Annotated in this window: 13 protein-coding genes; 6 read left to right on the top strand and 7 right to left on the bottom strand. The window is 67.9% G+C overall.

Annotation, left to right across the window (positions count from 1 at the left end; all coding sequences use genetic code 11):
• Positions 1 to 41: 41 nt before the first annotated feature.
• Positions 42 to 896, top strand: coding sequence for an HAD-IIA family hydrolase (locus AC1DN2_RS12000; protein ID WP_476850487.1), 855 nt, complete (start codon positions 42 to 44; stop codon positions 894 to 896).
• A gap of 23 nt (positions 897 to 919) precedes the next feature.
• Here AC1DN2_RS12000 and AC1DN2_RS11995 read toward each other — a convergent pair whose 3' ends face one another.
• The 4 genes from AC1DN2_RS11995 to pyrE form a co-directional block, all read right to left on the bottom strand.
• On the bottom strand, positions 920 to 1948 hold the full coding sequence (locus AC1DN2_RS11995; RefSeq protein ID WP_476850578.1) for a thioesterase domain-containing protein: 1029 nt from the start codon (positions 1946 to 1948) through the stop codon (positions 920 to 922).
• 149 nt (positions 1949 to 2097) lie between these two features.
• Complete coding sequence (locus AC1DN2_RS11990; protein WP_223914539.1) at positions 2098 to 2643, bottom strand: hypothetical protein; 546 nt, start codon at positions 2641 to 2643, stop codon at positions 2098 to 2100.
• 95 nt (positions 2644 to 2738) lie between these two features.
• Complete coding sequence (locus AC1DN2_RS11985) at positions 2739 to 3512, bottom strand: GAF and ANTAR domain-containing protein (RefSeq protein ID WP_476850486.1); 774 nt, start codon at positions 3510 to 3512, stop codon at positions 2739 to 2741.
• A gap of 98 nt (positions 3513 to 3610) precedes the next feature.
• Positions 3611 to 4195 (bottom strand): orotate phosphoribosyltransferase, encoded by a 585-nt coding sequence (pyrE, locus tag AC1DN2_RS11980; protein ID WP_277528120.1) that lies wholly within the window; start codon positions 4193 to 4195, stop codon positions 3611 to 3613.
• 110 nt (positions 4196 to 4305) lie between these two features.
• Here pyrE and acsA point away from each other — a divergent pair, with 110 nt between their 5' ends.
• Genes acsA through AC1DN2_RS11955 form a run of 5 tightly spaced genes read left to right on the top strand, consistent with a single transcriptional unit; the run spans position 4306 to position 9882 of the window.
• Positions 4306 to 6165, top strand: coding sequence for an acetate--CoA ligase (gene acsA / locus AC1DN2_RS11975; protein WP_476850485.1), 1860 nt, complete (start codon positions 4306 to 4308; stop codon positions 6163 to 6165).
• A complete protein-coding gene (gene pdhA / locus AC1DN2_RS11970) occupies positions 6162 to 7232 on the top strand; it encodes a pyruvate dehydrogenase (acetyl-transferring) E1 component subunit alpha (protein ID WP_476850484.1) in 1071 nt (356 codons plus the stop codon). The genes acsA and pdhA overlap by 4 nt, the downstream gene beginning before the upstream one ends.
• Positions 7229 to 8209, top strand: coding sequence for an alpha-ketoacid dehydrogenase subunit beta (locus AC1DN2_RS11965; protein WP_476850483.1), 981 nt, complete (start codon positions 7229 to 7231; stop codon positions 8207 to 8209). The genes pdhA and AC1DN2_RS11965 overlap by 4 nt, the downstream gene beginning before the upstream one ends.
• A complete protein-coding gene (locus AC1DN2_RS11960) occupies positions 8202 to 9611 on the top strand; it encodes a 2-oxo acid dehydrogenase subunit E2 (RefSeq protein ID WP_476850482.1) in 1410 nt (469 codons plus the stop codon). Before AC1DN2_RS11965 ends, AC1DN2_RS11960 begins: the two co-directional genes overlap by 8 nt.
• Positions 9612 to 9639: 28 nt before the next feature.
• Positions 9640 to 9882 (top strand): acyl carrier protein, encoded by a 243-nt coding sequence (locus tag AC1DN2_RS11955; RefSeq protein WP_476850481.1) that lies wholly within the window; start codon positions 9640 to 9642, stop codon positions 9880 to 9882.
• A gap of 9 nt (positions 9883 to 9891) precedes the next feature.
• On the opposite strand, the gene AC1DN2_RS11950 is transcribed toward AC1DN2_RS11955, so the two are convergent.
• From AC1DN2_RS11950 to AC1DN2_RS11940, 3 genes are all read right to left on the bottom strand, one after another.
• Entirely contained in the window at positions 9892 to 11139 is a 1248-nt protein-coding gene (locus AC1DN2_RS11950) for an FAD-dependent oxidoreductase (protein WP_476850480.1), read from the bottom strand.
• Between the two features lie 145 nt (positions 11140 to 11284).
• Positions 11285 to 13558: a gluconokinase, GntK/IdnK-type gene (locus AC1DN2_RS11945; RefSeq protein ID WP_476850479.1), complete on the bottom strand. Its 2274-nt coding sequence runs from the start codon at positions 13556 to 13558 to the stop codon at positions 11285 to 11287.
• A partial coding sequence (locus tag AC1DN2_RS11940) for an enolase C-terminal domain-like protein (protein WP_476850478.1) occupies positions 13548 to 13820 on the bottom strand: 273 nt, incomplete at its 5' end. The genes AC1DN2_RS11940 and AC1DN2_RS11945, both read right to left, overlap by 11 nt.

Below are 13820 nucleotides of genomic sequence, written 5' to 3'. Positions count from 1 at the left end.
GACTGGGTGACAGGAAGCGGCACACTTAGGCGGAGGACAGCATGGCAGATCAGCGCGAAGAGCATGGTACCGATTCAGACGAGGGCCGTTCGTACGCCTCGATGTACCGCAGCGGCCAGGAAATCGAGTGCTGGCTCACGGACATGGACGGCGTGCTGGTCCACGAGAACCAGCCCATCCCGGGCGCGGCGGAGCTGATCCAGCGCTGGGTGGACACCTCCAAGCGGTTCCTCGTGCTGACCAACAACTCGATCTTCACGCCCCGGGACCTCGCGGCCCGGCTGAGCTCTTCCGGGCTGGAAATCCCGGAGGAGAACATCTGGACCTCGGCCCTGGCCACGGCCCAGTTCCTCAAGGACCAGGTCCGCGGTTCGGAGTCGGGGAACCGCGCCTACACGATCGGCGAAGCAGGACTCACGACGGCGCTCCACGAGGCCGGCTTCATCCTCACCGACCAGAACCCCGACTTCGTGGTGCTCGGCGAGACCCGCACCTATTCGTTTGAAGCCATCACCATGGCCATCCGCCTGATCCTCGCCGGCGCGCGTTTCATCGCCACCAACCCGGACGCCACCGGGCCCTCGAAGGACGGACCCATGCCTGCCACCGGGGCCATCGCCGCCCTCATCACCAAGGCCACGGGGCGCGAACCGTACATTGTGGGCAAGCCCAACCCGATGATGTTCCGGTCGGCGATGAACCAGATCGACGCGCACTCGGAAACCACGGCCATGATCGGCGACCGCATGGACACCGACATCATCGCCGGCATGGAGGCGGGCCTGCACACGGTGCTGGTGCTCAGCGGCATCACCCACCGGGACGATATCGCCGCGTATCCGTTCCGGCCGAACCAGATCCTGAATTCCGTGGCGGACCTCAAGAACCAGATCTGAGCAACACCCCAGAACGCGATACCTCAGAACGCGGTCTTCTTCCCGCCGCCGCCCGGCAGCGGGAAGAGGTCGTCCTGGAGTTTTTCGATGATGGGCCGGTAGATGAACGGGCTCCAGCCAGGGCTCGCGTGCTCCGGCCTCGCCCCGTCGGTGCGCAGGTCATCCGAGACCATGTTGGTTTTGAAGGACAGTGACCAGGTGTCCCGGGCGGTCTCGTAATCCACCGTCTTGTCCCGGGGGTTGCCGACGAACGCCATCTTCGTTTCGCCCAGCTTCCCGACGAAACGGCTGGCCTCAAAGTGGAAGATGAAGGCGGATTCGGACTGGATCAGCACGCTGGACGGTGCGATCGGGGACAGCTGTTCCAGTGTCTGGTCCACCACCTGGCCCCAACTGCGTTCATTCTTGTGCAGCATCCTCTCGCCGAGCTCATAGCCGCCGCGCAGCACTGTGGGGAAGCGGAACCCGCTTTCGTAGAGCAGCACCACGCCCTCGAACCAGCTCTGGTCCAGCACGTCGTGCCGGCTCGCCGGGCTGGAGTCGAGCAGGATGAACGCCACTTCGACGCCGTGCAGTTCGCGCAGCCGGGCCGCTACCTGGGTTGCCACCATGCCGCCAAAACTATGGCCGTAGAAGTAGAGGGTGGTGAGATTGTGGGCGCGGACGTGCTCGATCACGGCGATGACCACCTCGTCGATGTCCAGGCCTTCGTTGGAATACCCGACGGCGGCGAGCTGGCCCCTCTTGTTCAGGGAGCCGCGCAGCGCGTTCAGGATCCACAGGGCTTCTTCCCAGCTCGTTTTGTAGCCGGGGAACAGGATCCAGCTGGCGTGGGGGTAATACCGTTCGGCAACGTCATCAGGTACTTCGAGGATCCGGCTGACACGCCGCTCGGCCTGCACGCGCTGAGTGAACAGCATGTCCGCCGCCAGCAGCGACGCGGACCCTGCGCCGATCAGGAACGATCGCCGGGAAACCCGTTTAAGCTCGACGGCGCGGCGGAGCATGCGGGCCTCGGAAGCACCGGGGCCTCGCGGATGGTTCGGATCCATCTCGGCCGGCACATCTCTACCGTATCCACGCTTCGGCGGGGATGAGAAACCGGACCATACAGCGGTCCCGAAGCTCAGCGTGGAAGCGCGGTTGGCGGGCCGCTGGCGCGGTTGGCGCCGCTGGCACGCCGTTGAAGCGCCGTTGCCGGTTACGCGGGTTCGGGCTCGCGGCCGACCTCGCGGCGGCTGATTTCCATGCCGATCTCGTCATAGGTCGCCAGGAGTTCCGAGCGGGCCATGTCAGCGGGATCATCGAGAAGGCCGAACACAGAGTCGCTCGCGGCGAAGAGTTCGTCGTCGGAGAACCGGTTCAGCTTCCGGGTGCCTGAGGGATCGATCGAGGCCGTAAATTCCCCGGCCATGTCCAGAGGTGGCAATGCAGCGGAATCGTCGCGGTGCGCGGTCAGTTCCAGGGAGACTCCACCGGGAGCCGGCATGCCGGCGACCTCCGAGCCGGAGGCCCCGCCGTCGATTGCGTTGAGGTCGTTGCGCAGGCCGGCCAGCGCCGCTGATTCCACGAATGCGGCCAGGCCGAGGTCGACGCGGATATGCGAGATGATCCCCATGCGGCGGATGCGCTGGATAATTTGCATCAGGGAGGGGCGGGAGGCTTGTGTGAGGCTCCCCCGGACACTAATCCGGACGACGTCGGAAACGACATCGAGTTTGACGTGGGCTTGCAGTGTTTGGTCCATAGGTACTCCAAATAAGGATGTCTATGGCCGACGGCTCAACCTCATTCAGCGTATCCGCGCTTGTGGTCGCACACAAGTCATAGGCCGCTGCCGGTTCAGCCAGCCTGCCGCCGGTTCGGCTCTTCGTAGTGCGTCCTGGTAGCCGTTCCGCCGACAGATTGCACCAGTGAGGCGGCGATGTCGCGGAGTTTGACGTTGCCGTTGCTGGAGGCATCGGTGAGGATCCGGACCGCGGTTTCCTGGTCGCAACGGTTCTGGGCCATGACGATCCCGATGGCCATGTCGATCACGGTCCGGGATTCGAGCGTGGCGCGCAGGTTCGTGGCGCTGTCCGTGTGCAGTGAGAAGCGGACTGCCAGCCGCAGCGCCTGGGAGATTTCACGGGTGTACCCGCGGGCCCGGACCGCGACGTCGCCGTCGAACTTGTGCGGGACATCGGAGTACAAGTTCAGGGCCGCCTGGGCTTCGCCCTGGAGGTGGAAAGGCACCGACAACACCGAGCGCAGGCCGTGCGAGGCGACGGCGGAGGCGTAGTCAGGGCCCCAGCGGTCCTCGTCGAAGAGGTCCGGGACGTAGACTTCCCGTTCCTCCTTGGCGGCGGTCAGGCAGGGGCCCTGGGACAGTGAGTACTGGATCTCGTCCACTTCGCGGGCGGAGTCGCTGCTCCACCCGATCGTGGCGGCCTTACGGTCCCGGAGCAGGGTGATTCCGCACAGCGCGTCGTCGCCGGAGCCGGCCACCTGGTGCGCGGAAAAACGCGCGAGCTCGTTCAGGAACACTTCGAAGTCCGCGCTGTCCAGGATCAGGTTCTGGATCTGGTCGACAGTGTTGACGGAGTCAGCGGTCAAGTCTTCAGGGGGCGGGAGCATGTCGCGTTTCTCCAGATGCGGGTACGGACGGGGGGTATTTAAGAAATGATAAGTCACCCCCTAGGCACCGTCCACCCGCGTCAGCTGAGGGAGAAACGCTAGTTGAGGCCCAGTTCGTCCTTGCCGAAGGCGAAGAGGTACGGAACGCCGGCTTCGGCCTCGATCTTTTCCTTGGCTCCGGTGTCGCGGTCCACGATCACGGCGACGGCCACCACGTTGCCGCCGGCCTTGCGGACGCCTTCGACGGCGGTCAGCGCGGACCCGCCGGTTGTTGAGGTGTCCTCCAGGACCAGGACCTTGCGGCCCTCGACCGAGGGGCCTTCCACCTGGCGTCCCATGCCGTAGGACTTCTGCGCCTTGCGGACGACGAACGCGTCCACCGGGCGGCCGGCGTCGACGGCGGCATGCATGACGGCCGTGCCCACCGGGTCCGCCCCCATGGTGAGTCCCCCGGCGCACTCGAAATCGATCCCGGCGTCCTCCATCAGCGAGAGCATGACCTGCCCGACGAGTTTGGACGCCTCGTGGTGCAGGGTGATGCGGCGCAGGTCGATGTAGTAGTCGGCCTCGGCGCCGCTGGAGAGGATGACCTTGCCGCGGACTACGGCCAGTTCCTTGATCAGTTCCAGCAGTCGGGCACGGGCAGCGGCAGCGTCGGCTGCGAAGTCACGGGTGGCAGTCATGGCTCCCAGTTTAGTGGCTGGTCCGCCGCGGATTCCCAGCCGGGGTCTTGCACGTCGGTCCGGGACCTTTTGCTCTGGGCGGCACCGGCACACGGGAGTCGGATGGAACCATGACGGCAGGAACCGAACCATCCATCCGCTGGCCTGCGATCACCAAAGACATCGGCAGTTTCCGGGTCCGGCCGAACCTGGTGGATTATGACGCGGCGTGCGCGGCCTTCACCTGGGATGAGGCCCGGCGAGCCCTATCCGGACTCCCCGGTGGCCGCGGCCTCAACATCGCCTACGAAGCAGTGGACCGGCACGCGGCCGGCAGCACGGCAGGACGTGAGGCCTTGCGGTTCGTCCGGGCCGATGGCAGCACCCACTCCTTGAGCTACGCCGAACTCGCCGAACAGACCAGCCGCTTCGCCGGCGTCCTGCGCAGCCTTGGCGTCGGCCGCGGGGAACGGGTCTTCTCCCTCACCGGCCGCGGCCCCGCCCTGTACATCGCGGTGCTCGGCACGTTCAAGAACGCGAGCGTGTTCTGCCCGCTGTTCTCCGCTTTCGGTCCCGAGCCGGTGCGGCAGCGCCTCACACTGGGCTCCGGCCGGGCGCTGGTCACCACGCGGGCGCTGTACCGCAAGAAGATCGTCCAGCTGCGCGGGCAGCTCCCGGAGTTGCGCCACGTCCTGCTTATCGACGCCGACGGCGATCCCGAGCCCGGAACCCTCGACCTGGCCGCCCTCATGCGCCAAGCCCCGCCGGACGGGGAGATCGCGGCCACCCAGCCGGAGGACATGGCCCTGCTGCACTTCACGTCCGGCACCACCGGCACTCCCAAGGGCGCGATACACGTGCACGACGCCGTGACCGCCCACCACGCGACCGGAACCTTCGCCCTGGACCTGCAACCCGGAGACGTCTACTGGTGCACGGCCGACCCGGGCTGGGTCACGGGCACCTCGTACGGCGTGATCGCGCCCCTGAGCCACGGCGTGACGGCCATCGTGGACGAGGAGGAAATGGACGCCGACCGGTGGTACCGGATCCTCGCCGAGCAAGGAGTCACGGTCTGGTACACAGCCCCGACGGCCTTGCGCATGCTCATGAAGGCCGGAGCCGACCGCGCCGCAGGACACGACCTCTCCGCCTTGCGCTTCGTCGCCAGCGTCGGCGAGCCGCTCAACCCGGAGGTTGTGGTGTGGGGGCAGGAGGCCTTCGGCCAGCCGGTGCACGACAACTGGTGGCAGACCGAAACAGGCGGCATCATGATCTCGAACTACGCCGCCACCGAGATCCGGCCCGGCTCGATGGGCCGTCCATTGCCCGGCGTCGAGGCCGCCGTCGTGGCCCGGGATGCGGACGGCAAGCCCGTCATCCGCGACGGCGAAGCGGTGCTGGTCACGGACCCCGACTCCATGGGGGAACTGGCCCTCCGGCCCGGCTGGCCCTCCATGTTCCGCGGCTATCTGCACGAAGAGGAGCGCTACCGCCGCTGCTTCGCCGGGGGCTGGTACCTGACCGGGGATCTCGCCAAACGCGACGCCGACGGCTACTACTGGTTTGTGGGCCGGGGCGACGACGTCATCAAGTCGTCGGGGCACCTGATCGGCCCGTTCGAGGTGGAGAGTTCCCTCATGGAGCACCCGGCCGTCGCCGAGGCCGGCGTGATCGGGGTCCCGGACCCGGTGGCCGGCGAGGTGGTCAAGGCCTTCGTTGAACTCCGGACCGGCTGGGAACCGTCCGGGGAGCTGGCCCTGGACATCATCGGCTTCGCCCGCAAGCGGCTGGGCCCCGCCGTTGCGCCGCGGCTGCTTGACTTCACCGCCGCACTGCCCAAGACCCGCAGCGGGAAGATCCTCCGGCGCCTGCTCAAGGCCCGCGAGCTCGGCCTGCCCGAGGGCGACACCTCCACCATCGAGACGCCCCCGGTTCCGCCAAACCCGGCCCGCATAGAGCCGGCCAGCACCGAACAGGCACCGAAATGACCGGTACAGCGAGCCCACGCGGAGGCCCTTTGGACGCGGCCCACGGCCAGCACCTGCTGCTGCAGATGTTGCGCGTCCGCCAGCTCGAAGAGAAATGCGTCGAGCTGTACAGTGCAGCCAAGATCCGCGGCTTCCTGCACGTGTACATTGGCGAGGAGGCTGTCGCCGCCGGCGTCCTGGCGTCATTGGGACCGGAGGACGCCGTCGTCGCGACGTACCGGGAGCACGGGCACGCGCTGTTGCGGGGCGTCTCGGCCGAGGCGATCCTCGCCGAAATGTACGGCTACGTTGAGGGGTGCTGCCGTGGCCGGGGCGGGTCAATGCACCTGTTCGATGCCCCCACCCGCTTCTTCGGCGGCAACGCGATAGTCGCCGGGGGCCTACCTCTCGCCGTCGGCCTGGCACTGGCCGACAAGATGGCGGGGCGCTCCAATGTCACGGTGTGCTTCTTCGGCGAAGGTGCGGTGGCCGAAGGCGCATTCCACGAGAGCCTGAATCTGGCGGCCCTGTGGCAGCTGCCCGTGCTGTTCTGCTGCGAGAACAACCTCTATGCCATGGGTACCGCCCTGGCCCGTTCCGAATCGCAGACGGACATCGCCCTCAAGGCTGCCGGCTACGAGATCCCCGCGTGGGCCGTGGACGGCATGGACGTCCTGGCCGTCGAGGAGGGTGCACGCCGCGCGGTGGATGCCGTCCGCTCCGGAGGCGGTCCGCACTTCCTGGAGCTGCGGACCTACCGTTTCCGGGCCCACTCGATGTTCGATCCCGAACGCTACCGGACGAAGGAGGAGGTGGCGCGGTGGATGGAACGGGACCCGATCACGCTGCTGCGGACCGCGCTGGAGTCCGCGGGCCACCTCTCGGCCGCCGAGTGGGAGCAGCTGCAGGCGGACGCGCAGGCGGAGATCGCTGCCGCCGTCGAGTTCGCCGAGGCCGGAACCCCGGAACCGGTGGAGGAACTGACCCGCTTTGTCTACAGCGAGCGCGGCGCCGAAGACGGCGCGGGCACAGCCACTGGCGCGGGCACAGCCGGGCAGCCTGCCGGGAAGGCCGGAGGCACGCCATGAAATCGAGCTACCGAGAGGCGCTACGGGCGGGCATCCGCGACGCCATGATCCGCGACGAACGCGTATTCCTGATGGGCGAGGACGTGGGCGCCTATGGCGGCTCGTTCGCGGTCAGCCTGGGCCTGCTGGAGGAGTTCGGCCCGGACCGGATCCGCGACACCCCGCTCTCGGAATCCGGGTTCGTCGGTGCCGGGATCGGCGCGGCCCTGGGCGGCATGCGCCCGATCGTGGAAATCATGACCGTCAACTTCAGCCTCCTGGCGCTCGACCAGATCGTGAATAATGCCGCCACCTTGCTGCACATGTCCGGCGGGCAGTTCCACGTCCCGCTCGTGATCCGTATGACCACCGGTGCGGGGCGCCAGCTCGGCGCCCAGCACTCGCACAGCCTCGAAGGCTGGTACGCGCACATCCCGGGGCTGCGGATCCTGGCCCCGGCCACCCTCGAAGACGCCCGCGGCATGCTCTGGACGGCGCTGCAGGACCCGGACCCCGTGCTGATCTTCGAGCACGGCTCGCTGTACAACGTCCCCGGGGAACTGGCCGACGACGCCGGCCCGGTGGACATCGGCACGGCAGCCATCCGGCGCACCGGCAACGACATCTCGCTGATCACCTACGGCGGGACCCTGCCCGTGGTGCTCGACGCCGCGGAACAGCTCGCCGCCGAAGGGATCGACGCCGAGGTCCTGGACCTGCGCACGCTCCGCCCGCTCGACGACGCCGCCATCCTCTCCTCCGTGACCAGGACGCACCGGGCCGTCGTGGTCGATGAAGGCTGGCGCAGCGGCAGCCTGTCGGCCGAGGTGAGTGCGCGGATCACCGAGCAGGCGTTTTTCGACCTCGATGCGCCGGTGGCCAGGGTCTGCAGCGCCGAGGTGCCGATCCCCTATGCCAAGCACCTGGAACTCGCCGCCCTGCCGTCCGCGGAACGGATCGTGGCCGCGGCCAAAGCAACAGTAGGCGCCGGTGGGTGACTTCCTGATGCCCTCGCTCGGGGCCGACATGGAGCACGGCAAGATCGTCGAATGGCTGGTCAAGCGCGGTGACTATGTGCGCCGCGGCGATCTCGTGGCGGTCGTGGACACGGACAAGACGGTCATGGACGTGGAGTCCTTCCAGGAAGGCGTCGTGGCGGACCTCCTGGTGGGCATCGGCGAAACCGTTCCGGTGGGAACCCCGCTGGCCGTGATCACCCAGACCCCTGCCGAGGTCGGGGCTCCAGTTCGTGCGGCTCCCCCGGCGGGGGCGCCGTCGAAACCCGCTGCTCTCACGCCGCGGCCCCCTGAGCCGGTCGGGCCGACGGCGGGTCCCCCGATCGCCCCTCCCGTGCGGCACCTGGCGCACCGGCTGGGCGTGGACACCGGCAGGATCCAGGGCACCGGCAAGGACGGGGCCATCACCCGCGCCGACGTCGAACACGCGGTGGCGGCCCGGACCGGCGGGACGGGCAGGGTGCGTTCGTCGCCGCGGGCGCGGCGGCTCGCCGCGGAACTCGGGATCGGGCTTTCCACCGTGACCGGCACCGGCCCGGACGGCGCCGTGACGGTGGCCGACGTGCAGCGCGCAGCAGCCAGAGTTCCAACGCCGGGTCCCCCGGAGCCCGGTCGGGTTGCATCCGCGACGGAACCCCCAGCTCCGGAACGCGTCGCGGCCGTACTGGAAGCGCCGGAGACACCAGCTAGAGGGAGGCCGACGTCGGAAGCCCGCGAGCGCGTGGCCAGCCTGCGTCGGGCCATCGGCGCCCTGATGACGCGCTCGAAGCAGACCATCCCGCACTACTACCTCAGCACCACGCTGGATCTGCGCACCGCCGTCGGGTGGATGCAGTCGGTCAATGCGCACCGGCCCGTCGCCGGCCGGCTGGTGCCGTCGGCGCTCCTGCTAAAAGCCGCGGCTCTGGCGGCACGGGACGTCCCCGAGGTCAACGGCTTCTACGTTGACGGCGGTTTCCGTCCCAGTGCGGCAGTGCACCTGGGCGTCGCGGTGGCCCTGCGCCAAGGCGGTCTGGTGGCCCCGGCAATCCACGACGCCGACACCCTGCCCCTGGACGTGCTCATGGAGCAGCTGCGGGATCTTGTCAGCCGGGCACGTGCGGGGCGTCTCCAGCGCGCCGAAATGGCCGATCCAACCTTGACCGTGACCAACCTCGGAGACCTCGGCGTAGACAGTGTCTACGGCGTGATCTATCCGCCCCAGGTGGCCATGGTGGGCTTCGGCCGGGTGATGGAACAGCCCTGGGCCCAGGACGGGCTCCTTGGGGTCCGGCATGCCGCCATCGCTACGCTCTCCGCGGACCACCGGGTCAGCGACGGCCTGCGCGGCGCCCGTTACCTCGCCCGGATCAACGAGCTGTTGCAGGAACCGGAGCACCTGTGACACCCAAAGCCAGGAAACCGGAGGAACCATGAACGAACAGGACGCCCGCGCGGCGGTGCACGCCGCGATCGGCGCGGTGGCCCCTGACGTCGAACTCGACGACGTCGACGAGAACGCCCGGCTGCGCCAGGATTTGGAACTCGATTCGCTTGATTTCCTGCGGCTCGTGGAAACGATCGACGCGGCCACCGGCGTGGACATTCCGGAGCGCGACTACTCGGCGGTGGCTACCGTCAAGGGCCTGATCGGCTACCTCACGGCGCACGGCTAACCGCGTCGGTTAGGGCTGCGGCTGGGGTTCGGCCCGCCGCGCGAAGGCCGGTGCGTGCTCGGGGCGCGGGCCAAAGGCGATGAAGCGGGGAATGATGGTGCGGAACACCGGAACGTGCCGGGCAAAAAACAATGCCGCGGCCGGAGCCTTCGACCGCTTCCCGGTCAGGATCGGGCCGAAGACTGCCCTCTGCATGAGCCGTTGGACGCTCTGCACAATGACGGTGGGCAGCCGGCGCCGCCGCTCGACTTTCTCCAGGTCTGCCGTGGTCACCCTGCCCCGGAGCAGTGCGGGGGCAAGGTACTCGGCGGCGGCGGCCGCGTCCTGGATGGCGAGGTTGATTCCGACGCCGCCGGCCGGGGACATCGCGTGCGCGGCGTCCCCGATGAACAGCAGCCCGTTGATGTGCCACGAGTGCAGCCGGTTCAGCCGCACGTCGAGCCAGTGGAGGTCATCAAGGGATTCGATGGCGTCAACCCGGTCCGCAAGATCCGGGCGGAGAGCCGCCACCCGCCGTCGGAAGCCCTCGACGCCTTCCGCGCGGATCCGGGCGTCGGCGCCCTTGGCGGCGAGGTAGCCCATTTGGTAGTAGTCGTTGCGGAACAGGGCCAGCAGCGCCTCGCCGGGGCCGAACGCCGGCACGAGCCCGGCCACCTCACCCGTTTCGGAGGGATAGCGGGGCAGCCGGAACCACCACGTGTCGAAGGGCACCGGGAACTCCTTTGGCGCCAGCCCGGCCGCGGTGCGCAGCGCGGAATGGCGGCCGTCCGTGGCAACCACCAGGTCCGCCAGGAGCTCGTCCTGTGTGCCGTCGGCGGTCCGGAAGCGGACTCCGCGGACACGGCCTCCGTTGCGGACCACGCCCGTGGCGGTGTGGCTCATGAGCAGCGTAAACCCCGGCTCCTGGGCTGCGGCCTCGGCGAGGAAGCTCAGGAAATCCCACTGCGGCATCATGGCAATGTAGTTGTAAGGCGGCGGCAGGGCGTCAAAGTCGCCCATGGTCACGGGCGCCCCGCCCGGGACCGGGAAAACGACATTCTTCAGGCGGCTCTGCGGCAACCGGCGAAACTCCCGGCCGAGTCCGAGTTCGTCAATGAGCCGGATCGTGGACGGGTGCACCGTGTCGCCGCGGAAGTCGCGCAGAAAATCGGCGTGCTTCTCCAACACCGTCACCCGCACCCCGGCCCGTGCCAGGAGCAAGCCCAGCATCATCCCCGCAGGTCCACCGCCCACCACCGCGCATCCGGTCTTCTCCATGGCCCCACGCTACGCCTGCGCGGGGTGCCGCGGGAGGGGGTTTCGCGCCGGTTTCGGGCTTTCGCGGAGCAAAATACCCTGCGCTACGGGAATCCTCGTAGCGCAGGGTATTTTGCGCCGCGTCAGGTCAAGAACGCAGCGTGGCTCAGAGCCGGGTGTCGAAGGAGTCGCAGAAGACGTTCTCGTTGAACGTGCCCTGGAACTCCGACTTGCCCTGGATCTTCTCGATGGCGGCCCGGATGGCTGCCGGCGTGCCCGCGTGGGCGTGGATGGCGGTCTTGACCATCGGCACGTCAATGAGGTGGTTCGGCTGGTTGAGCGAGACGAACACCGTGGGGACCTCGGTGGTGTACCACGGGATCTCGGCGGCCATCGGCGTGGACCACTTGATCCGGATCGCCGCCTCCTGCGCGAAGCCCTTCACATTGGCAAACACGAACGCGGCGTCATATTTGTCCGCGTAGTCCCCGGTGGCTTCCTCGGAGATGACGGACATGAAGTTCACGCCTTCCTCCCCTGCCGCCTTGCGCTGCGCCGCCGTCTTGAAGAGGTGCACCTCAAAACCAGCTCGCTCCAGTTCCTCGGCCACCACATCGAGGTAGGCCAGGGGATCCGCCATGGTGAAGTCCGAGCCGCCGGAAATGCCGTACAGCCGGATCCGCTTGTGCGTCCGCGGAGTGATGGGCAGGTTCTGCGCAGTGTCCTTCACCAGGGTGACGGTCTTGTCCGCAATTTCGGCGGCGATGGCCAGGTGCGCTTCGCTGCCGATCCGGGCCAGCGCCTCCGCCGGCGGAACCAGCATCCCTCGGGACTTCAGGTGCAGTCCGAGCGAGGCCTTGAGGGCCAGGATCCGGCGCAGCGCGTCATGCAGCCGCGCTTCGGTGATGACCCCGGACTTGTAGCCGTCCAGCATGTACCCGAAGTCCTCGGCCGGGTTCCGGAAGAACAGGAACATGTCGCACCCGGCCGCAATGGTGGCCGGGACGAGCTCGCTGCGCTTCATGGCCTGGGTGAGGCCGATCATCTGGGACGCATCGGTCAGGATCAGCCCGTTGAAGCCGAGCTCGCCGCGCAGCAGGTCCTGGAGGAGTTCCGGCGCCAGGGTCGCGGGCAGGATGTCCTCCGCCGCGAGGCCCGGACGGAAATGCCGTGACAAGTCCGGTGCACCGATGTGCCCGACCATGATGGACTGCACGCCGTGGCCGATCATCTCCCGGTACACGTGCCCGTAGGTCGCGTTCCACTGCTCGTAGCCGAACGTGTTGTAGGACGTGACCACGTGCTGGTCCCGCTCGTCCAGGCCGTCACCGGGGAAGTGCTTCATGGCGCACACGGTGGGCGATTCGCTGATGCCGTCGAAGTACTCCTTCGCCCGCTCCACCACGATTTCCGGGGTGTTGCCGAAAGCCCGGGTGGAGATGACGGTGTTGCGCCAGTTGTAGTGGATGTCCACGATCGGCGCGAAGGCCCAGTTGCAGCCCAGCGCGGCGGTCTCCACCCCGGCAACGCGCCCCATCTGGCGGGCGATGCCCTTGTCCGGGTGCGAGCCCGCCTGCAGGTGGGTCGAGACGAACGTCCCGTCGTCGCAACTGCCGGCGCCGCCCATTTCCGGGTTCGATGCGATCAGCAGCGGCACCCGTGTCTTGGACTGCGCGTACCGGATGTGCTCCTGCACCTCGGCCGACGGCCCCGGCCGGTACCGCATACCGCCCACGTGATACTGCTCCAGGACACCGTCGAGGTATTCCGGGGAGTAGTCGTTGTTGTGGTTGATGAACAGCTGCCCGATCTTTTCCTCGTCCGACATGGAGCCGATGGTGGACTCCACCCACGCAATCGCGGCATCGTCGAGGTTGAACGGCGCGGCCTTCAGGTCCACCAGGAACCGGGTGGCTCCGCCCTGCAGCCCGTCAAGGGCCGCAACAGTGTCGTCAACGATCTGGTTCACTGGCGTGGCGATATCCACTACAACACTCGCTTCATCCGTTTGGAGTTCTTCCAGGGTTTCGAGCTGCGAATCCAGCAGCGAGAGCGGCATGAAATGGCCCGGACGCGCTGCCATGCGGCTGCCGAGCAGTTCCCGGGTCCCGTGCAGGTGCACGAACACCACGGAGGAGTCCCCGCTGCGGATGATGTCGCGGTAGGAACGCTTGAGCGCGCTGCACGCGATGACCAGGCCGGAGTCCGACGCCGCGAAGCGCCTGCCGACCTCGGCCAGCCAGGGTGCCCGGTCGTCGTCGTCCAGCGGGGTACCCGAGGCCATCTTGTCGATGTTCGACTGCGGGTGCAGCGAGTCGCCGTCGAGGAATTCCGCCCCCAGGCGGCCGGCGATGGCCGCGCCCACGGTGCTTTTGCCGCAACTGGTCACGCCCATGACGACAATGTGGGCGGGACCGGCGGACTTCAGCTCACCAGTCATGGACGGTGCCGTCGACGAGGCGGTTGTAGGGCAGGTAGGCCTGCTGGTAGGGGAACGCGGCGGCGGCTTCTTCGTTGAATTCGACGCCGATGCCGGGCTTGTCGCCCGGGTGGAGGTAGCCGTCGACGAAGGTCATGGATTGTTCGAAGACCTCGTTGGTCGCATCCGAGTGCTGCATGTATTCCTGGATGCCGTAGTTGTGGATCGCCAGGCCCACGTGCAGCTGCGCGGCGAACCCGACCGGGGAGATGTCGGTGGGGCC

This window comes from Arthrobacter sp. 01L42 (assembly GCF_056400005.1).
This window is presented reverse-complemented; position numbering and strand designations above follow the sequence as displayed.